At 59.3% G+C, this 21,632-nt stretch carries 18 protein-coding genes; 7 read left to right on the forward strand and 11 right to left on the reverse strand.

Annotated elements, in window-relative coordinates:
* Positions 1-5 precede the first annotated feature (5 nt).
* Positions 6-1,331: an L-fucose:H+ symporter permease gene (gene fucP, locus AC6I8V_RS03160; protein WP_497844479.1), complete on the forward strand. Its 1,326-nt coding sequence runs from the start codon at positions 6-8 to the stop codon at positions 1,329-1,331.
* Entirely contained in the window at positions 1,328-2,341 is a 1,014-nt protein-coding gene (locus AC6I8V_RS03165; protein WP_497844480.1) for an aldose 1-epimerase family protein, read from the forward strand. The genes fucP and AC6I8V_RS03165 overlap by 4 nt, the downstream gene beginning before the upstream one ends.
* A gap of 27 nt (positions 2,342-2,368) precedes the next feature.
* Here the strand turns inward: AC6I8V_RS03165 and urtE are convergent, their stop codons facing one another.
* From urtE to atzF, 8 genes are all read right to left on the reverse strand, one after another.
* On the reverse strand, positions 2,369-3,067 hold the full coding sequence (urtE, locus tag AC6I8V_RS03170; protein ID WP_497844481.1) for an urea ABC transporter ATP-binding subunit UrtE: 699 nt from the start codon (positions 3,065-3,067) through the stop codon (positions 2,369-2,371).
* 1 nt (position 3,068) lies between these two features.
* Positions 3,069-3,860: an urea ABC transporter ATP-binding protein UrtD gene (gene urtD, locus AC6I8V_RS03175; protein ID WP_497844482.1), complete on the reverse strand. Its 792-nt coding sequence runs from the start codon at positions 3,858-3,860 to the stop codon at positions 3,069-3,071.
* Complete coding sequence (gene urtC, locus AC6I8V_RS03180) at positions 3,853-4,929, reverse strand: urea ABC transporter permease subunit UrtC (RefSeq protein ID WP_497844483.1); 1,077 nt, start codon at positions 4,927-4,929, stop codon at positions 3,853-3,855. Before urtC ends, urtD begins: the two co-directional genes overlap by 8 nt.
* Positions 4,929-6,494 carry an urea ABC transporter permease subunit UrtB gene (urtB, locus tag AC6I8V_RS03185; protein ID WP_497844484.1) on the reverse strand — a complete coding sequence of 522 codons (1,566 nt, stop codon included), beginning with the start codon at positions 6,492-6,494 and terminating at the stop codon, positions 4,929-4,931. The genes urtC and urtB overlap by 1 nt, the downstream gene beginning before the upstream one ends.
* A 119-nt stretch (positions 6,495-6,613) precedes the next feature.
* Complete coding sequence (gene urtA / locus AC6I8V_RS03190; protein ID WP_021184799.1) at positions 6,614-7,882, reverse strand: urea ABC transporter substrate-binding protein; 1,269 nt, start codon at positions 7,880-7,882, stop codon at positions 6,614-6,616.
* 30 nt (positions 7,883-7,912) lie between these two features.
* Positions 7,913-8,614: a GntR family transcriptional regulator gene (locus tag AC6I8V_RS03195; RefSeq protein ID WP_497844485.1), complete on the reverse strand. Its 702-nt coding sequence runs from the start codon at positions 8,612-8,614 to the stop codon at positions 7,913-7,915.
* Positions 8,615-8,623: 9 nt separating this feature from the next.
* On the reverse strand, positions 8,624-12,250 hold the full coding sequence (uca, locus tag AC6I8V_RS03200) for an urea carboxylase (RefSeq protein WP_497844486.1): 3,627 nt from the start codon (positions 12,248-12,250) through the stop codon (positions 8,624-8,626).
* Between the two features lie 2 nt (positions 12,251-12,252).
* Entirely contained in the window at positions 12,253-14,049 is a 1,797-nt protein-coding gene (gene atzF, locus AC6I8V_RS03205) for an allophanate hydrolase (protein ID WP_497844487.1), read from the reverse strand.
* Positions 14,050-14,308: 259 nt separating this feature from the next.
* On the opposite strand from atzF, the gene sltY reads away from it, so the two are divergent.
* A complete protein-coding gene (sltY, locus tag AC6I8V_RS03210) occupies positions 14,309-16,228 on the forward strand; it encodes a murein transglycosylase (protein WP_497845752.1) in 1,920 nt (639 codons plus the stop codon).
* A gap of 44 nt (positions 16,229-16,272) precedes the next feature.
* Positions 16,273-16,596 (forward strand): trp operon repressor, encoded by a 324-nt coding sequence (gene trpR, locus AC6I8V_RS03215; protein ID WP_497844488.1) that lies wholly within the window; start codon positions 16,273-16,275, stop codon positions 16,594-16,596.
* Here the strand turns inward: trpR and yjjX are convergent, their stop codons facing one another.
* A complete protein-coding gene (yjjX, locus tag AC6I8V_RS03220) occupies positions 16,597-17,115 on the reverse strand; it encodes an inosine/xanthosine triphosphatase (protein WP_497844489.1) in 519 nt (172 codons plus the stop codon). It abuts the gene before it with no gap.
* 51 nt (positions 17,116-17,166) lie between these two features.
* Here yjjX and gpmB point away from each other — a divergent pair, with 51 nt between their 5' ends.
* Entirely contained in the window at positions 17,167-17,814 is a 648-nt protein-coding gene (gene gpmB, locus AC6I8V_RS03225; RefSeq protein WP_497844490.1) for a 2,3-diphosphoglycerate-dependent phosphoglycerate mutase GpmB, read from the forward strand.
* 95 nt (positions 17,815-17,909) lie between these two features.
* Here gpmB and robA read toward each other — a convergent pair whose 3' ends face one another.
* Positions 17,910-18,791 (reverse strand): MDR efflux pump AcrAB transcriptional activator RobA, encoded by an 882-nt coding sequence (gene robA / locus AC6I8V_RS03230; protein WP_497844491.1) that lies wholly within the window; start codon positions 18,789-18,791, stop codon positions 17,910-17,912.
* A 194-nt stretch (positions 18,792-18,985) separates the two neighbouring features.
* Here robA and creA point away from each other — a divergent pair, with 194 nt between their 5' ends.
* Positions 18,986-19,459, forward strand: coding sequence for a protein CreA (gene creA / locus AC6I8V_RS03235; protein WP_497844492.1), 474 nt, complete (start codon positions 18,986-18,988; stop codon positions 19,457-19,459).
* An 80-nt stretch (positions 19,460-19,539) separates the two neighbouring features.
* On the opposite strand, the gene arcA is transcribed toward creA, so the two are convergent.
* Complete coding sequence (gene arcA / locus AC6I8V_RS03240; RefSeq protein WP_497844493.1) at positions 19,540-20,256, reverse strand: two-component system response regulator ArcA; 717 nt, start codon at positions 20,254-20,256, stop codon at positions 19,540-19,542.
* 608 nt (positions 20,257-20,864) lie between these two features.
* Between arcA and AC6I8V_RS03245 the strand changes: the two genes are divergently transcribed.
* Positions 20,865-21,569, forward strand: coding sequence for a tRNA/rRNA methyltransferase (locus AC6I8V_RS03245; protein WP_497844494.1), 705 nt, complete (start codon positions 20,865-20,867; stop codon positions 21,567-21,569).
* Positions 21,570-21,632: the final 63 nt, after the last annotated feature.

The following is a 21,632-nucleotide window of genomic DNA, read 5'->3' on the forward strand; positions in this document are numbered from 1 at the left end:
GCGTTATGCAACAGAACATTGTTCAGCAGCCTGATGGCTACTTGAGTAAAACTCCGCTGTTCCAGTTCATTTTGCTCTCCTGCCTGTTCCCCTTATGGGGGTGTGCCGCGAGCCTGAACGACATTTTGATTACGCAGTTTAAAAGTGTCTTTGCCCTGAGTGATTTTGCCAGCGCGCTGGTACAGAGTGCGTTTTATGGCGGTTATTTCCTGATTGCCATCCCGGCTTCACTGGTGATTCGCAAAGCCAGTTATAAGCTGGCGATTCTGATGGGACTGACGCTGTACATTGTCGGCTGCGTGCTGTTTTATCCGGCTTCGCATATGGCGACTTACACCATGTTCCTCGCGGCCATTTTCGCTATTGCCATCGGCCTGAGTTTTCTGGAGACCGCGGCAAATACTTACAGCTCAATGATTGGTCATCGCGACCACGCCACGCTGCGCCTGAATGTGAGCCAGACCTTCTATCCGGTGGGGGCGCTGATGGGTATTGTGCTGGGTAAATATCTGGTGTTTCAGGACGGCGAAAGTCTGCAAAGCCAGCTGGCGGTGATGAACCCAGAGCAGGCACATGCCTTTCGTCTGAACATGCTGGAGCACACGCTGGAGCCGTATAAGTATCTGGTGATGGTACTGGTGGTCGTGATGCTGCTGTTTATGTTCACCCGCTACCCGCGTTGCAAACCCGAAAGTCGCGGGAAATCGCTGCCGTCACTGGGTGAAACGTTCCGTTATCTGGCGAACAACCGTCATTTTAAACGCGGTATCGTGGCGCAGTTCCTGTACGTCGGTATGCAGGTGGCGGTGTGGTCATTCACCATTCGGCTGGCGCTGACGCTGGGTGCGGCCAACGAACGTCATGCCTCTAACTTTATGATCTACAGCTTTATCTGTTTCTTTATTGGTAAGTTTGTCGCGAACTTCCTGATGACCCGCTTCCGGGCGGAAAAAGTGCTGATCGCCTATTCGGTGCTGGGCGTGCTGACGCTGGCCTACGTGATGCTGGTGCCGAATTTCACCGCCGTCTATGCCGCCGTGTTTGTGAGTGTGCTGTTTGGACCCTGCTGGGCCACCATCTATGCGGGTACGCTGGCGACGGTGGAGAACAAGTACACCGAAGTGGCGGGTGCCTTTATCGTGATGGCGATTGTCGGCGCGGCGTTTGTGCCCGCGTTGCAGGGTTTCGTCTCGGACCATACGGGTTCGATGCAAATGGCATTTGGCGTCTCCCTGCTGTGTTTTGCCTGGGTCGGATTCTATTTCTGGGGTGAGCTGCGTCATAAAAATCAAGCCATTGCGGCGGGACGTCTGGTGGAGGAGCTGCAATGAAAACGCGTTTACCCTTAGATCGCGAGCAGTTTCAGGCAACCCCCAGGACGCTGCTGCACAATGATGATTTTCAGGTCGAACTGTTTCGTTATCCGGCAGGTGTTGAGGCGGTCCGCATCACCAACAAGCGCGGCACGGTCATCGTGCTGCCTTATTATGGCCAGATGATCTGGGACGTGAATTTTGACGGCCATGCTCTGACCATGGGGCACAGTTTTAAGCAGCCGCTGCCGGGCAGTTCCATCATCGATACCTACGGCTGTTTTGCCTTTCACTCTGGCCTGCTGGCGAACGGCTGTCCTGCGCCGGATGACGACCATCCGCTGCATGGCGAAATGGCCTGCGCCCGTATGGACAGCGCGTGGCTGGTGCTGGAGGATCAACGCGTATCGCTGGAGGGAGAGAGCGAATATGTCAAAGGGTTTGGTCATCACTATCTTGCCACGCCAGCCGTGCGGGTGCAGGCGAATGCCGCGCGGCTGCATATTGAGATGACGGTCACCAACCTCGCGGGTGCGCCGATGCCGTTGCAGTACATGTGCCATATCAACAGCGCCTGGCTGGATCAGGGGCGTTTTCGCCAGTCGATCCCGGATGATGCATTTCAACTGCGCACTTCGATTCCGGCCCATGTGCGGCCAACGCCGTCGTGGAGCGCTTACACCGCACAACTGGCGCGCGATCCGCAATCCTTCCATCAGTTGGATCAGCCAGAGTTGTGTGATCCGGAGATTGTGTTTTTCGCCGATAATCTTCGGCAATATGGCGATGAAATGCAGTTTGAGCTGCATTCACCGCAGGGATATGCCCTGATGACGCGTTTTTCCAGTGCGCAGTTTCCTCATGCCACGCGCTGGATGTTGCATAATCGCGACCAGCAGGTGGCAGCCTATATTTTGCCCGCCACCTGTCGGCCAGAAGGGTTCCGTGCGGCGCAGCGCGCTGGCAGCCTGATCGAACTGGCTGCGGGTGAGCAGCGCCATTTTTCGGTCGAAACCGGTTTGCTGTAATCCTCGTCAGGCAGCCGCAAGGCTGCCTTAAATCGCCACCAGCCCGCGCACGCCATCGGCTTCCATGCTGGTGCCACGCCCGCGCTGCACGATTTCCCCGCGCGACATCACCAGATAGCTGTCGGCCAGTTCGGCGGCGAAGTCGTAAAACTGCTCCACCAGCAGGATCGCCATATCGCCGCGCTGCGCCAGCTGGCGGATCACCGCACCGATCTCTTTGATCACCGACGGCTGGATCCCTTCGGTTGGCTCATCGAGGATCAGCAGCTGCGGTTTGCAGGCGAGGGCGCGGCCAATCGCCAGCTGCTGCTGCTGACCGCCGGAAAGATCGCCGCCGCGTCGTGCTTTCATCTCGCGCAGCACCGGAAACAATTGATAAATCTCCTCCGGCACCGCTTTGGCCTGCGCCCCGGAGAAGCGCGCCAGCCCCATCAGCAGGTTCTCTTCCACCGTCAGACGCGGAAAGATTTCGCGCCCCTGCGGCACGTAGGCAATACCGGCCTGCACGCGCTGGTGCGGTTTGCGGCCGTTAATCACTTTATCCTGCCAGCGGATTTCGCCGGATTTGGCCGGGATCAGCCCCATCAGGCACTTCAGCAGCGTGGTTTTGCCCACGCCGTTGCGCCCCAGCAGGCAGGTGATCTCGCCGGGTTTAGCCTCAAACGACAGACCGCGCAGAATATGGCTGCCGCCATAATATTGATTCAGTTCCGATACCTGTAACATCTCAGCGCCCCAGATAAACGTCGATAACCCGATCGTCGGCCTGCACTTCACGCAACGATCCCTCGGCCAGAACCTGACCCTGATGCAGCACCGTTACGTGGTCGGCGATGGTCTCGACAAAGCCCATATCGTGTTCCACCACCATCAGCGAATGCTTACCGGCGAGGCTGCGGAACAGTTCGGCGGTGTACTCGGTTTCCGCATCGGTCATGCCTGCCGCGGGTTCATCCAACAGCAACAGATGCGGGTCCTGTACCAGCAACATACCGATCTCAAGAAACTGTTTCTGGCCGTGCGACAGCAAACCCGCTTTGCGCTGGCGCTCGCCGCCGAGCCGCAGCAGTTTCAGCACGTCATCGATGCGATCCTGCTGCTCGCCGCTGAGGCGGGCGCGCAGGCTGGCCCAGACCGACTTGTCATTTTTCAGTGCAATTTCAAGGTTTTCGAATACCGTCAATGCTTCAAAGACCGTGGGTTTCTGGAACTTGCGGCCAATCCCGGCGCGGGCGATCTCTACCGGCGACAGGGTGGTGAGATCGGTATCCTGGTCGTAAATCACCCGGCCATTATCCGGCCGCGTTTTGCCGGTGATCACATCCATCAGCGTGGTTTTGCCTGCGCCGTTCGGGCCGATCACGCAGCGCAACTCGCCGACGCCAATCTGCAACGACAGATCGGTGAGCGCGTGGAAGCCGTCGAACGACACGTTGATATTTTCCAGCAACAGCACCGGATCGCTTTGATCGCGATGGCGATCGGAAGGGTGGGGTTGGGTAAACAGTTGTTCAGTCATCTTTCCTCCGGCGCAGCAGGCCAATCACTCCACGCGGCAGGAACAGCGTGACGAGGATAAACATCAGGCCAAGGAAGAACAGCCAGTATTCCGGGAACGCAACGGTGAACCAGCTTTTCGCGCCATTGACAATCGCCGCGCCGAGCAGCGGGCCAATCAGCGTGCCGCGTCCGCCCAGCGCCACCCAGATTGCCGCTTCGATGGAGTTGGTGGGGGACATTTCGCTCGGGTTGATAATGCCGACCTGCGGCACATATAACGCCCCCGCCAGCCCGCACAACACCGCGGAGAGAGTCCAGACAAACAATTTAAAACCACGCGGATCGTAACCCACGAACATCAGACGGTTTTCCGCATCGCGCACTGCGGTCAGCACCCGGCCAAACTTGCTGCGCGCCAGCGCAAAGCCGATGCCAAGGCTCGCCAGTAACAGCAGCACGGTGGCGACAAACAGCCCGATGCGGGTGCTGGTGGCGGTGACGTTAAAGCCGAGCAGGGTGGTAAAACCGGTGAAGCCATTGTTGCCGCCAAAGCCGGTTTCGTTGCGGAAGAACAGCAGCATCCCGGCATAGGTCAGCGCCTGAGTCATGATCGAGAAGTAGACGCCTTTAATTTTCGAGCGGAAGGCAAAGAAGCCAAACACCAGCGCCAGCAGGCCGGGCACCAGCACAATCAGACACAGCGCCCAGGCGAAGTGCTGGGTGCCGGCCCAGAACCACGGCAGTTCATTCCACGACAGGAACGACATAAACGCCGGTAGCCCGGTACCTGAGGCCTGGCGCATCAGGTACATCCCCATGCCGTAACCGCCGAGGGCGAAAAACAGGCCGTGACCGAGCGACAGCAGCCCGGCATAGCCCCACACCAGATCGAGCGCCACCGCGACGATGGCATAGCAGAGGATTTTGCCGACCAGCGTCAGCGTGTAGGTGGAGATCGCCAGCGGGTGGCTGGCGGGCAGCAGCGCAAAGAACGGCATGATCAACAGCAGCAGCACGACGATCGCGCCGAGGCTGAGGGTCAGGCGGGGAGCTTTGCGCGCCGCGCGTAACGTTAGCGGCTGGCTCATCAGTCAATCACCCTCCCTTTAAAGGCAAACAGGCCCTGCGGACGCTTCTGAATAAACAGCACGATCAACACCAGGATGAGGATTTTGCCCAGCACTGCGCCAATCTGCGGCTCCAGCACTTTGTTGAGAATGCCGAGGCCGAAGGCCGCCACCACGGTGCCCGCCAGCTGGCCGACGCCACCCAGTACCACCACAAGGAAGGAGTCGATGATGTAGCCCTGACCCAGTTCCGGGCCAACGTTGCCAAGCTGCGATAGGGCGACGCCCCCCAGCCCGGCGATGCCGGAACCGAGGCCAAAGGCCAGCATATCGATGCGTCCGGTGGGTACGCCGCAGCAGTCGGCCATGGCGCGATTTTGCGTCACGGCGCGCACGCTGAGGCCGAGGCGGGTTTTGTTCAGCAGCAGCCAGGTCAGCGCCAGCACCGCAAACACAAACAGGATCACCGCGATACGGTTATACGGCAGCACCAGATTGGGCAGCAGCTGCCACCCGCCGGAGAGCCAGTCCGGGTTGGCGACTTCCAGGTTCTGCGCGCCAAACAGCATACGCACCAGCTGGATCAGCATCAGGCTGATGCCCCAGGTGGCGAGCAGCGTTTCCAGCGGGCGTCCATACAGATGGCGGATGATGGTACGCTCCAGCACCATGCCCATCACTGCGGTGATCAGGAAGGCCACCGGCAGCGCCAGTACCGGATACCACGCCAGCCACTGCGGCGCGAACTGCTGGAACAGGCTTTGCACCAGCCAGGTGGCGTAAGCGCCCAGCATCAGCATTTCGCCGTGCGCCATATTAATTACGCCGAGCAGGCCGTAGGTGATCGCCAGACCGAGGGCGGCCAGCAGCAGGATCGATCCGAGCGACAGGCCGGTAAACGCCTGACCGATCAGATCGCCCCACATCAGGCGGTGTTTGATCTGTTGCAGGCTGTCCGCGGCGGCGGCGCGCACCTGGGCATCGGGTTCGTTGCCGGGCTGCGTCAGCTGTTGCAGGCTGGCCTGCATATTGGGGTCGCTCGATTCACCCAGCAGTTTTACCGCCTTCAGGCGCACCTGCGCATCCGCGCTGGCGAGTTGCAGGTTGGCGGCAGCCATCGCGAGGGTGGCGTGCACCTGGCTGTCCTTTTCGCTGGCGAGGCGTTGTTCAATCAGCGGCAGCTGGTCGGCGGCATCGTCATTTTGCAGCTGCTGGGCGGCGCGCAGGCGGATCGCCGGGTCAGCGCTGACCAACTGATGCGCGGCGAGGGCGCTGGCAATCAGCACACGCAGCCGGTTGTTCATAAAGAGTTTTTTGGTTTCCCCGCTCGGCTGCTTCGCGCTGTCGAGCGGGAGGATGTTGTCGCCCTGCTTGCTGAAGGGCTGTTTGTTCTGGTCGGCGACCACGGTTTCATTGCGCAGCGCTTCCAGCAGCGGCAGACGGCTGGCCTGCGGCGCCGCGGCCCATTGCTGGAGCAGCGTGGCCTGCTGGGTACGGCTGGCGGCGATGAAATCTGCGCCATCGCCCGCCTGTGCCAGCCACGGCAGGAGCAACAGCAGACAGCAGAGAAAGCGGCGAATTATCATGGTTCTGGCCCTGTGGTTGCGGTTTGGTGCCATGCGGTGATTGACCAGGTCGGCATTAATGCCGACCCTACATTCGTGCACACCTGTTGTAGGGTCGCCATTTATGGCGACCGCCAACATTACTGGGTTGATTTCACCGGATAATCAGGCTTCTTGTCGTTACCGGCGATATACGGACTCCACGGCTGGGCGCGTACCGGTTTGTCGGTCTGCCACACCACGTTGAACTGGCCGTTCTCTTCCACTTCACCAATCATCACCGGCTTATGCAGATGGTGGTTGGTTTTATCCATGGTCAGGGTAAAGCCGTCCGGCGCTTTGAAGGTCTGTCCGGCCATTGCCGCACGGACTTTATCCACGTCGGTAGTGCCTGCTTTCTCCACCGCCTGCGCCCACATATGGATGCCGACATAGGTCGCTTCCATCGGGTCGTTGGTGACCACGGTATTGGCGTTCGGCAGGTTATGCGCTTTGGCATAGGCTTTGTAATCGGCGACAAACTTCGCATTGGTGGGGTTATCCACCGACTCAAAGTAGTTCCACGCCGCCAACTGGCCCACCAGCGGTTTGGTGTCGATGCCGCGCAGCTCTTCTTCGCCTACCGAGAAGGCAATCACCGGAATGTCGGTGGCTTTAATGCCCTGGTTAGCCAGCTCTTTGTAGAACGGCACGTTGGAGTCGCCGTTGATGGTGGAGATCACCGCGGTTTTACCCCCGGCGGAGAACTTCTTGATATTGGAAACGATGGTCTGGTAATCGCTGTAACCAAACGGCGTATAGACTTCCTGGATATCTTTATCCTGTACCCCTTTCGAATGCAGGAAGGCGCGCAGGATCTTGTTGGTGGTGCGCGGATAGACGTAGTCGGTGCCCAGCAGGAAGAAGCGTTTGGCGCTGCCGCCATCTTCGCTCATCAGGTATTCCACCGCCGGAATCGCCTGCTGGTTCGGGGCGGCGCCGGTATAGAACACGTTCGGCGACATCTCTTCCCCTTCGTACTGCACCGGATAGAACAGCAGGCCGTTCAGCTCCTCAAACACCGGCAGCACCGATTTGCGCGATACCGAGGTCCAGCAGCCAAACACCACCGCCACTTTGTCCTGCGTCAGCAGCTGACGGGCCTTCTCGGCAAACAGCGGCCAGTTGGAGGCGGGATCGACCACCACCGGCTCCAGCTTTTTGCCCAGCACGCCCCCTTTGGCATTGATTTCATCGATGGTCATCAGCGCCACATCTTTCAGCGGTGTCTCCGAGATCGCCATGGTGCCGGAGAGCGAGTGCATGATCCCCACCTTGATGGTGTCAGCAGCCTGAGCACCAAAGGCAAAGCCCATGCTGACGACGGTAGCGGAGAGAGCGAAAGCCTTAAGCAACGAACGTCTTTTCATCGTTTAAACCCCTAAATGTGTCATATGTTGTTATTCAATGGGTTGAAGCCGGGCCTGCTGTAACATGTGTAAAGTGATTTTCCTGACCTCCGCCTTACTGACGGCGATATGCTCGGTCAGAATGCGCTGTGCCTCCTCGGTGCGTTGCTGAAAAATCGCCCGTAAAATCTGAGCGTGCTCGCGGTACGTGGCATCGACCCGGTCGTCACGCGTGAAGTCGAGACGACGGATGATGCGAATCTTTTCGGTCAGTTCGGCGTGAATCCGCGCCATTTCCCGGTTGCCGGTGGCGCTGACCAGCGCCATATGAAAGGCTTCGTCGTACTGCGACACCGCTTTGCCGTCTTCCAGCCGTGCATCATCGATCCAGAACGCCTGCAATTCGGTCAGCGTTGCAGCGCACTGCGCGGGCGGCAGGGCGCAGAGGCGGCGCACCGCTTCGCACTCCAGCACGGTGCGGAAGTCATACAGTTCTTCGAAATATGCAAAATCGAACGGCTTAATCTGCCAGCCGCTGCGGAACCACACCTCGACATAGCCCTCGCGCTCCAGCCAGAAAAGCGCCTGACGCACTGGCGTGCGGCTGACCTCCATCCGTTCAGCGATTTCGCTCTCGCTAAAGCGGTCGCCAGGCATCAGGCGAAACTCGAAAATATCGTTCTTCAGCGCCTGGTAAACTTTTTCGGCCAGCGCTTCCGGACGGCCTTTGCTGCGTTGCGGGCTTGTGCTCATGCGAATTCCTTATTCCAGCCACAACAGGGTGTCGCCCGGACTCACCGGACGGCCTGCCTGGCAGGCGATGCGTTTCACCGTGCCTGCCTGCGGCGCGACAATCGCCAGTTCCATCTTCATCGCTTCAACGATGATCAGCGTCTGACCGGCGGCCACCGTATCGCCCGGCTGCACCAGCACTTTCCAGATGTTGCCGTTCATATCGGCGCTCACCGCCAGCGCCGCGTCGTCGTCCACGTCCACGTCAGCGGCCAGCGGCGTCGCATCGCTGGCCGCTGGCGCGTTCTGTTCTTCCTGCGCCCATAGCGTCACTTCCTGCTCGAAAGCCGTGGCCTGACGGGCGCGGAATTCCGCGATGGAGGCCGCGTTTGCCGCGAGGAATTGCTGATGCGCCGCAAAGTCGAACAGCGTCTCTTCAATGCGGATGTGTGTCCGCCCGGCACGAAAGTCGTCGCGCAACTGGTTCAGCTCCTCCTCAGTGACCGGATAGAAACGCACCTGATCGAAGAAGTGCAGCAGCCAGGGTTCGTCGGCGGCGAACTGATCGTTTTGCAGGAATTTGTTCCAGATCGGCAGCGTGCGGCCCACCAGCTGATAGCCGCCGGGCGAGTCCATGCCGTAGATGCACATGTACATGCCGCCGATGCCCACGGTGCCTTCGGCGGTGAAGGTGCGCGCCGGGTTGTATTTCGAACTCAGCAGGCGGTGGCGGGGATCGATCGGCACCGCGCAGGGCGCGCCGAGATAAACATCGCCGAGGCCCAGAATCAGGTAGCTGGCATTGAAAAGGGTATCGCGCACGGCCTCGCGGCTGGCTAAGCCATTAATGCGCTGGATAAAATCGACGTTGTTGGGCAGCCAGGGCGCGCTGGCGCGCACCGTCTCCTTGTAGCGCTCTACCGCGCCGAGGGTGGCGCTGTCTTCAAACGCCATCGGCATCCAGACAATGCGTGACGGCACTTTCAGCTGGCTGACATCGCCGAGTCCGGCTTCCAGTTCCAGCAGCAGCGCCATCAGCTGCGACTGGCTGAGGATCAGGCTGTCATAGCGTATCTGCAACGAGCGCACGCCAGGCGACAGCTCCTCTACGCCGGGCACGGCGCGCGCGCGCAGCGCATTCATCAGCAGATGCACGCGCAGACGCAGCGCCAGATCCAGTACGTTGTCGCCGTATTCAATCAGTACGTATTTATCACCGGCCTGGCGATAGGCCACGGCAGGGGTGCTGGCGGTCGCTGGCAACCCGGCCAGCAGGGTAGCGGAGCCGATGTCGCTGGCGGTCAGAGACGGCACCGCAAAGGCTGGCGCGTGCGTGCTGCGCAGGGTTGCCACGCTGTGCGCCTGGGCTTTCTCCAGCGCCACCGCTTCGTCAGCGCTGATGGGGTGGAAACGGATGCGATCGCCCGGCTTCACCTGGCCGACCTTCCACAGTTCCGCTTTGGCGATGGTCACCGGGCAGACGAAGCCGCCAAGGCTTGGGCCGTCATGGGTGAGGATCACCGGGAAGTCACCGGTGAAGTTCACCGCGCCGATAGCGTATTCACAGTCGTGGACGTTGGAGGGGTGCAGCCCGGCTTCACCGCCGTTGGCGCGCGTCCAGCTCGGTTTCGGCCCCACCAGGCGCACGCCGAGGCGGTTGGAGTTGTAGTGCACCTGCCAGTCGCTGGCGAAGAAGGTGTCAATGGCGTCTTCGGTGAAGAAATCCGGTGCGCCATGCGGTCCGTACAGCACGCCGATGCGCCATTCGGTGCCGTAGTGCGGCACCAGCGCATGATCGATGGCCTGCGGCTCGCTGACCGGCGCGGGGGTGGTGCAGGCCGGAAGCTGAGGCTGGGAGATCGGCAGCATATCGGCCACGCGCAGGGTGCGTCCGGCATGACCGCCAAACTGGCCGAGCGAGAAGGTGGCACGGCTGCCGAGGTATTCCGGCACATCAAAACCGTTGCGTACCGCCAGATAGGTGCGGCAACCGCTCTGCGCACGGCCGAGCGTCAGGGTCTGACCGGCGCAGACCGACACCGGCTGCCAGTAGCTGACGGGTTCGCCATCAAGGTCGGCCGGGCAATCGGCGCCGGTCAGGGCAATCACCGCAGCGCTGTGGAAACGCAGCGTGGGGCCTTGCAGGGTAAATTCCAGACCCGCCGCGGCAGCATGGTTGCCGACAATGCGGTTGGCGAGGCGAAAGGCGAAATCATCCATCGGGCCGGAGGGCGGCACGCCGATGTCCCAGTAGCCGAGGCGGCCAGGGAAATCCTGAATGGTGCTGAAGGTGCCCGGTTGCAGCACTTCAATCACGCTGGCGGCCGGGGTGAAGCCATCGAGAAAGCGGGTCCAGACGTGGCCGCTGCGGAAGGCGTCGGTGGCGACGATCTGGCGCAGATAATCGAGGTTGCTGGCGATGCCGTGCAGCTGGGTGGCCGCCAGCGCCTGCTGCATTTTTTCCAGCGCGGCTGCGCGGCTGTCGGCATGGACGATCAGCTTGGCGACCATCGGATCGTAATACGCCGAGACCTCGGTGCCGGTGGCGATCCAGCCGTCAACACGCACGTCGTCCGGGAAACTGACGCCGGTCAGCACGCCAGGGCTGGGCTGGAAGTTTTTTAGCGGATCTTCGGCATACAGGCGCACTTCAATCGAGGCTCCCTGCGGCGCCTGCTGCATCCGCGCCCAGTCAGGGCTGTCGCCCGCCGCCACCTGCAACATGCACTCCACCAGATCGAGGCCGGTAACGCACTCCGTCACCGGGTGCTCTACCTGCAAGCGGGTATTCACTTCGAGGAAATAAAATGCGTCCTGTTCGGCATCGTAGATATATTCCACCGTGCCCGCGCTGCGATAGTTCACCTGTTCGCCAAGACGGACGGCGGAAGCCAGCAGCGCGTCACGCGTCGCCTGCGGCAGGTTAGGGGCCGGGGTCTCTTCCACCACTTTCTGATTCCGGCGTTGCAGCGAGCAGTCGCGTTCGCCGAGGGCGATCACCTTGCCGTTGCCGTCGCCAAAAATCTGTACCTCGACGTGGCGGGCGCGATCGATGCAGCGTTCGAGAAACACGCCGGCATCGCTAAAAAACTGTTCACCGAGGCGACGCACGCTCTCCCAGGCGTTACGTAAGGCGTCAGCGTCGGCGCAGCGCGTCAGGCCGATACCGCCGCCGCCAGCGGTGCTTTTCAGCATCACCGGATAGCCGATGCGCTCAGCGGCGTCCAGCGCCTCCGTCAGCGAGCTGAGCAGCGCGGTGCCGGGCGTCATTGGCACCCCGGCGCTGGCCGCCAGTTCACGGGCGCGATGTTTGAGGCCGAATTCGCCAATCTGCCGGGCCGTCGGGCCGACAAAGACGATGCCCGCTGCTTCGCAGGCGGCGGCAAACGGCAGGCTTTCGGAGAGAAAACCGTAGCCCGGCCAGATGGCCTCCGCCCCGGTTGCCTGTGCGGCGGCGAGAATTTTGTCAATCTTAAGGTAGCTGTCGCTGGCTTTGTCGCCGCCGAGGGCAATCGCCACATCGGCGTCTTTCACATGGCGCGCGTTGCGATCCGCATCGGAATAGACGGCTACGCTTTTGATGCCAAGGCGTTTCAGCGTGCGGATGGCGCGGCAGGCGATTTCGCCCCGGTTGGCAATCAGAACGGTACTGAACATGATTATTTACTCCCCTGCGCTGCCAGCCATTTACGCCAGCCACCAAATTCGGTGATCTCCAGTGCCTGCTTCAGCACCGCCGGTTCACAAATAAAGCCTTTCACCACGCGGCCATCGGCCAGCGTCAGCGAACCTATTCCCAGCGGCGCGGGGATTTCCACCACGAACTCGCCGAAGCGCGCCAGCGGGATATCCCACAGCTCAACGGTGATGGCCGCTCCCTGCTCATCACGCAGCAGACCCGGTTTTTTGATCGGGCCATCGAGCAGGGCAAACAGCCGGTAGTGGCTGGCGGTGGTGGTCTCCTCCACCAGAACCGCCTGGCGGGTGGTGAGCTGGAAATTGAGCGGCATACCGGTCAGGTGCGCGCCGACCACCGCCACCCGGACGTGATCGGCGGAGAGCGGCAGCGCGGCGTGCTGAGCCGGTTGCGCTTTGCCGGTGGCGCCGAGCGGCAGCGCCAGCTGTTGCTGCCAGCGCAGGCCAAACTCAACCAGCGCACGGTCGTGCCAGGCCGGTGCCACCAGCGTGATGCCCGCAGGCAGACCATCAGCACGGAACGGGCCAGGCAGCGCCAGTGCGCTGAGATCGGCAAGGTTGGTGAAATTGGTGTAGGTGCCGAACTGCGAGTTGTAATGCACCGGCTCCTGCTGCATCTCTGCCAGCGTGTGGATGGTGGGCGAGGTCGGCACCACCACGGCATCGAACTGCGCCAGGGTTTGCTGAATCTGGCGCGTCAGTTCGGCGCGCAGGTATTCGGCTTTATAGGCATCCACCGCGCTGTAGTTCAGGCCGCTGCTGACGATGCCGTACACCACCGGGTCCATCTCTTCCGGGCGGTTGATCATCTCGCCGACCGCCACGGTGCGTTCGGCTACCCACGGGCCGTAATAAAGCTGCTCGGCCAGCTGGTGGAAGGGAGTGAAGTCGATAGGATGCAGGGTCGCACCGCTCGCCAGCAGACGTTCCAGCGCGCTGTCCCACGCGGCTTCGGCCAGTTTATCATTGAAAAATTGCGGATTAGCCGGGATGGCAAAGTCAGGGTGTGCCTTCATGCTGGCCGGAGCGGTGTGCGGATTGCTGCGCGAATAGGCATCGTCCGCGTCATAACCTCCGGCGGCGCTGGCCACGGCAAAGGCATCTTCCACCGTCAGGGCAAATACCGAGATGGTGTCGTTCAGGCGACAGGCGGGCAGTAAACCGCTGGCGGAGAACCAGCCTTTGGTCGGCTTCAGGCCGACAATATTGTTGAACCCGGCCGGTACGCGCCCGGAACCCGCGGTATCGGTGCCGAGGGAGAAGCCCACCAGACCACGCGCCAGCACTGAGGCTGAGCCGGAGCTGGAGCCGCCGCTGACGTAGGCCGGGTTGAAGGTGTTGCTTACCGCACCATACGGCGAACGGGTGCCGACCAGGCCGGTGGCGTATTGGTCGAGGTTGGTTTTGCCGATCAGCACCGCACCGGCTGCTTTCAGGCGCGCGACGACGACAGCATCGGCGTCGGCGGTGTAGGTCAGCGCCGGGCAGGCGGCGGTGGTCGGCCAGCCTGCGACATCGATATTGTCTTTAACCGCAAAGGGCACGCCAAACAGCGGCAGCGCGGCCGGGTTGCGCAGATAGCTGGCCAGCAGCGGCTCAATCTGCGCCTGTAATTGCGCGGGCGTCGCCAGATAGATCCAGGCGTTGTCCTGCTTATCCATTGCGGCGAGGTGCGCTTCCAGCAGGGCGGTAATTTGTTGCGGTTCCTGTTGGTAGCGCTGTTGCCAATCCTGAATCGTAAAGCCAAAAGTCGATGCCATGGGTGAATTCCAACTGGTATACAAGATGGAATTCAACAGAGCAAAGGGCGTGCCATTTTTGTAACAGGATGATCAGGCAGCATTAATGGTTTTACGATAAGTTTTTGTGATGAATTAATGCACAATCGCAGCGCACCAACTGGTCGATAGCGGTGCGCCAGCGTAAATTTTATGAAGAACATGGCAAGAGACGGTTGGCCTGGTTAGCATGAAGGAAGTCTGGCATGCAGCCGGATCGCAGCACAAAGAGGAGAGCGTAGTGGAGAAGTGGCGTAACTGGATGATAGGGATCTGTCTGGTCAGTGCGGCCGGCAGCGTGTGGGCCGATTCGCTTGATCAGCAACGACAGCGTTATGCCCAGATCAAACAAGCCTGGGATAACAAGCAGATGGATACCGTGGCACAGCTGATGCCAACGCTGCAGGATTACCCGCTCTATCCTTATCTGCAATACCGGATGCTGGCGCAGGATCTCGATCAGGAGACGCCGCTGGCGGTGAAAAACTTTATTCAGCAATACCCGACGCTGCCGCCGGCGCGCTCGCTCTCCACCCGTTTTGTCAATGTGCTGGCGCATCGCCAGGACTGGCAGGAATTGCTGAGTTTCAGCCCGGAAGAACCCAAACCGGTACAGGCGCGCTGTAACTGGTACTACGCCAAATGGGCGACCGGCCAGCAGCAGGCGGCGTTTGACGGCGCCAAAGCCATCTGGCTGCGCGGCACGTCGCTGCCCAACGATTGCGACCAGCTGTTCTCCGTCTGGCAGGCCTCCGGGCAACTCTCGCCGATCACTGTCCTCGAACGTATCCGTCTGGCGATGAAAGAGGGCAACGACAGCCTGGTCAACTTCCTCGCGAAGACGCTACCGGCGGATTACCAGACCATGGCCAATGCGGTGATGACGTTGCAGCAGAATCCGCAAACCATCACCAGCTTTGCCAGCAGCGTCGGGCCAACCGATTTTACCCGTCAGGCCACCACCTATGCCTTTGCCCGCGTGGCGCGTCAGGATGTGGAAAATGCCCGGCTGATGATTCCGATTCTGGTGCAGTCGCAGAAGATGGGGCCGGAGGATGAACAGGCGCTGAAGGAGATCGTGGCCTGGCGTCTGATGGGTAACGATGCCACCCCGGAGCAGGCGCGCTGGCGCGACAACGTGGTGATGAACAGCGAATCGACCACGCTGATTGAGCGGCGCGTACGCCTGGCGCTGGGCAACGACGATCGTCGCGGACTGAATACCTGGATTGCCCGTCTGCCGGTGGAGGCCAAAGAGAAGGATGAGTGGCAGTACTGGCAGGCCGATCTGCTGATCGCCCAGGGGCGCAAAGATGAAGCCGACGAGATCCTGCGTAAGCTGATGCAGGCGCGTGGCTTCTATCCGATGGTGGCGGCGCAGCGGCTGGGCGTGGATTATCCGTTGCAGGTGGATAAAGCCCCGACGCCGGACAGCAGCCTGGTGCAGGGCGCGGAGCTGGCAAGGGTGCGCGAGCTGATGTACTGGGGGATGGATAACCTGGCGCGCAGCGAGTGGGCCAACCTGATTTCCAGCAAAACCCGCGAACAGCAGCAGATGCTGGCGCGTTACGCCAACGAACAGGACTGGTGGGATCTCAGCGTGCAGGCGACCATCACCGCCAAAATGTGGGACAGCCTGAAAGAGCGCTTCCCGCTGGCGTGGCAGAATCTGTTCCAGCAGTACACCGGCGACAAAGGCATTCCGCAAAGCTATGCCATGGCGATTTCGCGCCAGGAGAGCGCGTGGAACCCGAAAGCGCGTTCACCGGTGGGCGCCAGCGGCCTGATGCAAATCATGCCCGCCACCGCGACCCACACCGTGAAGATGTATAACATCCCCGGCTATGTGAACAGCAGCCAGCTGCTGGACCCGCAGACCAATATCCAGGTCGGTACGCAGTATCTGGAGTATGTCTATCAGCAGTTTGACCAGAACCGTATCTTCGCCTCGGCGGCCTACAATGCCGGACCATCGCGCGTGCGCAGCTGGCTGAATAACAGCGGCGGTCGCCTCGATGCCGTGGCCTTTATCGAGACCATCCCGTTCTCGGAGACGCGTGGTTATGTGAAGAACGTCCTCGCCTACGACGCCTACTATCGCTACTTCATGGGCAAGCCCGATAAGATTCTGGCCGATGGCGAGTGGAATCGCCGCTACTGACTGTGCTATGCTTCCGTACTCGCTAATGAGTACGGAAGCCCTTCATGAGCCAACCCCTTTCTTCCCAGCCGGAATCGGCACAGCCTGTTGAAGATAACTGGCTGCGTTTTGTCGAACTGATGCAAAATGCCTTCGCCGATGGCGTGGCGCTGCCGTTGCTGCATCTGATGATGACGCCGGACGAGCGTGAATCTTACGGTACGCGTCTGCGTATCATTGAAGAACTGATGAACGGTGAGATGAGCCAGCGCGAGCTGAAGAATGAACTTGGCGTGGGCATTGCGACCATTACGCGCGGCTCGAACAGCCTGAAAGAGGCGCCGCCAGAGCTGAAGCGCTGGCTGGAAGCGCGTCTCGGACGCGCCTGATTACTGCTGATACAACGGGTGGGTGAACGGGCACAGGGCCAGAATCAGCGCCTGATGATAGACGCTGGAGCGCGTCAGTAACCCGTGGGTAAACGCACCAATCGCGCCACCTTTCTGTTTGATATTTTCCACGCCGGTTAAGCGCGCCATCTCGTCCCCCAGCTCGCGTCCGGCAGCTAATCCATCCAGCACCACCGGCGGCAGCGTAAAGCTGGCGGAGCGGGATTCTCCACGCTGCTGCGCGTTCTCTACCACCATCCAGGCAAAGGCGCTATCGCCTTCAATACCCGCTTCAATCGCCACCCAGAAGTCCGCCCCGGCCTTCAGTTGCCGAGCATGGGCCACGCGCTGACGTGCGCCAGTTCGCGTTTCAACATCACTTAATGGCTGAGCAGCAACGCCACTCTCGACCTCGACCCCCTCAATATGGCAGGATCCTTCGCCGAAAACGTCGCTGAACGCCTGCGCAATCGCGCGGATTTTTGCCGGATTGATGGTGGCTGCGACAACATGGTACATAATTGTTTGAACCCTCAAGGCAAATTTGTCGCAGTATAACGGAAATTAAGCATGCTACAGGTCTATCTTGTTCGTCACGGTGAAACGGTTTGGAATGCGGCCCGACGCATTCAGGGGCAGTCCGACAGTCCGCTGACGGAAACAGGTGAGCAACAGGCCCATCAGGTGGGCGAGCGCGTTAAATCGCTGGGCATTACCCATGTGATTGCCAGCGATTTAGGACGTACCCGTCGCACCGCAGAGATCATTGCGGATGCCTGCGGCTGTAAGGTCACGGTCGATGCGCGTCTGCGTGAATTGAATATGGGCGTGCTGGAACAACGCCCGCTCGACGGTCTGACGCCGGAAGAAGAGAGCTGGCGTAAAACGCTGGTGGACGGCACGGAAAACGGCCGTATTCCGGGGGGCGAGACCATGGCAGAGATGGCGGCGCGGATGCATGAAGCGCTGAATGCCTGCCTCGCGTTGCCGGAAGGCAGCCGTCCGCTGATTGTCAGCCACGGTATGGCGCTGGGCGTGCTGGTCAGCACCATTCTCGGCTTACCGGCCCATGCGGAACGTCGTCTGCGCCTGCGTAACTGCTCGATCTCGCGTGTTGATCATCAGCAGAGCGCCTGGCTGGCGGCGGGATGGGTGGTTGAGACGGCGGGGGATGTGTCGCACCTCGCGGCACCGGCGCTGGATGAATTGCAACGCTGATGGCCGCCCTGCGGTAATGAGTGAACGGATATAAGGTCGGCATTTATGCCGACCTGGTTAATCACCGCACCCATATCTATGAAGGGATTTTGCGTTTAGCGGTCCTGAGCCGGACGAATCGGAATCAGATATTCGCAGCGAATTTCCGCAGGCGGCTCGCTGCGTTTCTTCCCACCGTGGGTGAAGAAGCGTTCGATATCCTGACCCTGACGGCGCACCAGTCCCAGCGTTGGCATACAGGTGCCGTACAGCAGCAGAATAAATTCCTGTAGCCCGTTACGCGGCCCGGTGTAGGCAAACTGCACGTAATCACCCGCTTCCAGAATCACACTCTGATTAGAGTGCATGCTTTTCGCCAGCTGATCGGCAGGCACCGCCGTGGTGTAGAGAATCTCCTGCTCATCATCCTTTTCATGACTGGCGCGCACCTGATGCAGGCCGTAGAGCACCGGTGGAACGGTGTCGGTCTCCAACAGGAACTGCTTCCAGAAATGCACGCGCATTTCGTCACGATAGCTGGAGATTTGTTCCAGCGTACAGGTGTAGTTTTGCGTCTGGCCGACCAGCACGGTTTCCGGCAGCGTGACGAACTGCGGCTCCGGTACGTTGTTGTCGTCGAGGCGAATCGGCGGGCGAACGCCGAAGGAGTTCCAGTCTGATGAACGACGATACCAGGCGGGCGTTTGGTTAAACTGCTTTTTGAACGCACGGGTAAAGGTCTGCTGGGAATCGAAACGGTATTGCAGGGCGATATCGAGAATCGGGCGGCTGGTGAGACGTAAAGCCACCGCGGCCTTCGATAGCCGGCGCGCGCGGATATAAGCGCCGATCGCGTGGCCTGTCACGTCTTTAAACATGCGCTGCAGATGCCATTTGGAATAACCGGCTTTCAGGGCGACATTATCCAGTGAAAGGGGTTGATCCAGATGGCTCTCCAGCCAGACAAGCAAATCGCGAATGATACCGGCTTGGTCCATAAAACATCCTCATAACTCTCTGGTGGCGCAACTTATGAAGTCGTCGAATAATAGCACGAAATGCAAAAAGGCGAGAGGCGGTTTTGTAAGTCTACTGTGCTACTTCAATGCGGGTTGTGACCCATTTGGTTTGGTTCTGTTATCGATTGACAGTACATTACATTCTCATCTATTCCGTTTGCAATGGTAACTCCATGACAATAACTCGCCTTCTTATAGTCACCCTGGCAACATATGCCTTCGCAGGATCCCTCCAGGCAGAGGAGATCGGCTCAGTTGACACGGTGTTCAAGATATTTGGCCCCGATCATAAGATCGTGGTGGAAGCCTTTGATGACCCCGATGTAAAAAATGTAACCTGTTATATCAGCCGGGCAAAAACCGGTGGGATCAAAGGCGGACTGGGCCTGGCGGAGGATACTTCCGACGCGGCGATCTCCTGTCAGCAGGTTGGACCGGTAGAGCTTAGCGATAAAATTTCGCATGGCAAGGCGCAGGGGGAGGTGGTGTTCCAAAAGCGCACATCGCTGGTTTTCAAGAAACTGCAGGTTGTACGCTTTTATGACCAAAAGCGCAACGCGCTGGTATACCTCAGCTATTCCGATAAAGTGGTAGAGGGTTCGCCGAAGAATGCGCTCAGCGCCGTGCCTATCATGCCCTGGCACTGACTTTTCACTTTCCTGGCTAAAAGAAAGGCTGCCGTTTCTCAGAAAGGGCAGCCTTTTTGTTTACTGAGCGATTGGGGGACTTAGTCCTGCAACTCGCCGCAGAAGCGATAACCTTCGCCGTGAATGGTGGCGATGATTTCCGGCGTATCCGGCGTTGATTCGAAATGCTTACGGATGCGGCGGATGGTGACATCCACGGTACGGTCATGCGGCTTCAGCTCGCGACCGGTCATCTTCTTCAGCAAGTCAGCACGCGTCTGGATTTTGCCTGGATTTTCGCAGAAGTGCAGCATGGCGCGGAATTCACTGCGCGGCAGCTTGTACTGGTCACCGTTCGGGCTGATCAGCGAGCGGCTATTGATATCCAGCTCCCAGCCGTTGAAACGGTAACTTTCCACCTGACGGCGTTCTTCATTCGGCATCGCCAGATTCATGGTGCGCGACAGCAGGTTGCGCGCGCGGATGGTCAGCTCACGCGGGTTAAAAGGTTTGGTGATGTAATCATCCGCGCCAATTTCCAGACCAAGGATTTTATCCACTTCATTATCACGTCCGGTCAGGAACATCAGCGCCACGTTTGCCTGTTCACGCAGTTCGCGTGCCAGCAGCAAGCCGTTTTTACCGGGCAGGTTGATATCCATGATCACCAGATTGACGTCGTTATCCGTCAGGACCTGATGCATTTCGGCGCCGTCGGTGGCTTCATAGACCACGTAACCTTCCGCCTCAAAGATACTTTTGAGGGTGTTACGCGTGACCAGTTCGTCTTCAACGATAAGAATGTGCGGGGTCTGCATGTTTCGCTACCTAAAATTTGCCAACAAATCGAAAACAGGGCGTACGGCGGTTGTTCTTGCTGTTGGTTAAACAGCATGCCGTTCACAACCGGTGTACGAAATAATCTTCGGAATACACCATCCATCTACGTCAACTTCAGTGTTAGCTCAGCCAGTCAGGATGAATATTTGCGTGCCCCGTGGGTATCGGACTGGCGCTTATCCTAACCGTATTAACAGCAACCTAACAGCACCAACAACAACCGATAAGCATAAAAACAACGCTTCGTTGACTTATATCAAATGCAAGTGTAGCACGTTAACACTTTTATGAAAAACTTCTCCAGGAATGCCAGCTTAGCTCACAAAAAGCAGCATTTTTGCTACATTTTAGCTGCATAAGCGTAAAACCAAAACCTGCGGAAAATTATATTTCAATAAGATGATATCTAATGTTTTTATATTAAAACGGCGCGGAAATTTCACTTTAATCCGTTAATTTGTGCTGCCGATGGATTTTATTGGCTTTTAACATCCTTAACATCTTATTTTCTTATACCCGCACGGTTGGTATTTTTCAGTCTCCATGCCAACATACGCCGAGTTGTTAACAGTTCGATGGAAAAATCATGCATTTCCCCCTCATTCTTGTCTCTCCCGCCCGACCAGAAAATATCGGTGCGGCAGCCCGCGCGATGAAAACCATGGGCTTTAGCGAGTTGCGGATCGTCGCCAGCGATGCCTGGCAGGACCCCGCCGCCCGCCGCGTTGCCCACGGGGCGGGTGAGATCCTCGATAACGTAAAAACCTATGACACGCTGCGCGATGCGCTACAGGATGTGGACTTCTCGGTAGCGACCACCGCGCGCAGTCGGGCGAAGTTTCGTTACTACGCCACGCCGACGCAGGTGGAAACCATTTTGCAGGAGAAGCGCCAGTGGCTGAGCCGCATCGCGCTGGTGTTTGGCCGTGAAGACAGCGGACTGAGCAATGAGGAGCTGGAGCAGGTGGATCTGCTTACCGGTATCCCGATGGCCAATGACTATCCCTCGCTCAATCTCGGCCAGGCGGTGATGGTCTACTGCTACCAGCTTGCGGCGCTTAATCAGGTGGCGGCACCACCCGTCGCGGCAGCCGACGGCCAGCAGTTGCAGGCGCTGCGCGAACGTTTCCATCAGCTGCTGGTACGTCTGGAGGTGAGCGACGATGCCAAGATGGCCGACTGGATCGATCAGCGCATCGGTTTGCTGGAGCAGCGCGACAGCGCCATGCTGCACCGCCTGCTGCACGACGTAGAAAAAAAACTTATAGATAATTGCTCGGATAAATCCTGACTTTGCAGTGACAGATCGGGGCTTGTGGCTAATCTGTGAACGATCCCGATAGCATTTCCGCGC

The sequence above is a fragment of the Pantoea sp. X-Soil-TKNS-1207 genome (assembly GCF_059730485.1).

What these genes read in the sequence shown, in the direction of transcription:
- atzF (WP_497844487.1), bottom strand. Translation starts at nt 14,049, where the DNA reads ATGGCATCGACTTTTGGCTTTACGATTCAGGATTGGCAACAGCGCTAC.
- fucP (WP_497844479.1), top strand. Translation starts at nt 6, where the DNA reads ATGCAACAGAACATTGTTCAGCAGCCTGATGGCTACTTGAGTAAAACT.
- creA (WP_497844492.1), top strand. Translation starts at nt 18,986, where the DNA reads ATGACAATAACTCGCCTTCTTATAGTCACCCTGGCAACATATGCCTTC.
- AC6I8V_RS03165 (WP_497844480.1), top strand. Translation starts at nt 1,328, where the DNA reads ATGAAAACGCGTTTACCCTTAGATCGCGAGCAGTTTCAGGCAACCCCC.
- yjjX (WP_497844489.1), bottom strand. Translation starts at nt 17,115, where the DNA reads ATGTACCATGTTGTCGCAGCCACCATCAATCCGGCAAAAATCCGCGCG.
- AC6I8V_RS03195 (WP_497844485.1), bottom strand. Translation starts at nt 8,614, where the DNA reads ATGAGCACAAGCCCGCAACGCAGCAAAGGCCGTCCGGAAGCGCTGGCC.
- urtD (WP_497844482.1), bottom strand. Translation starts at nt 3,860, where the DNA reads ATGACTGAACAACTGTTTACCCAACCCCACCCTTCCGATCGCCATCGC.
- robA (WP_497844491.1), bottom strand. Translation starts at nt 18,791, where the DNA reads ATGGACCAAGCCGGTATCATTCGCGATTTGCTTGTCTGGCTGGAGAGC.
- urtC (WP_497844483.1), bottom strand. Translation starts at nt 4,929, where the DNA reads ATGAGCCAGCCGCTAACGTTACGCGCGGCGCGCAAAGCTCCCCGCCTG.
- urtA (WP_021184799.1), bottom strand. Translation starts at nt 7,882, where the DNA reads ATGAAAAGACGTTCGTTGCTTAAGGCTTTCGCTCTCTCCGCTACCGTC.
- gpmB (WP_497844490.1), top strand. Translation starts at nt 17,167, where the DNA reads ATGCTACAGGTCTATCTTGTTCGTCACGGTGAAACGGTTTGGAATGCG.
- urtE (WP_497844481.1), bottom strand. Translation starts at nt 3,067, where the DNA reads ATGTTACAGGTATCGGAACTGAATCAATATTATGGCGGCAGCCATATT.
- AC6I8V_RS03245 (WP_497844494.1), top strand. Translation starts at nt 20,865, where the DNA reads ATGCATTTCCCCCTCATTCTTGTCTCTCCCGCCCGACCAGAAAATATC.
- trpR (WP_497844488.1), top strand. Translation starts at nt 16,273, where the DNA reads ATGAGCCAACCCCTTTCTTCCCAGCCGGAATCGGCACAGCCTGTTGAA.
- uca (WP_497844486.1), bottom strand. Translation starts at nt 12,250, where the DNA reads ATGTTCAGTACCGTTCTGATTGCCAACCGGGGCGAAATCGCCTGCCGC.
- urtB (WP_497844484.1), bottom strand. Translation starts at nt 6,494, where the DNA reads ATGATAATTCGCCGCTTTCTCTGCTGTCTGCTGTTGCTCCTGCCGTGG.
- arcA (WP_497844493.1), bottom strand. Translation starts at nt 20,256, where the DNA reads ATGCAGACCCCGCACATTCTTATCGTTGAAGACGAACTGGTCACGCGT.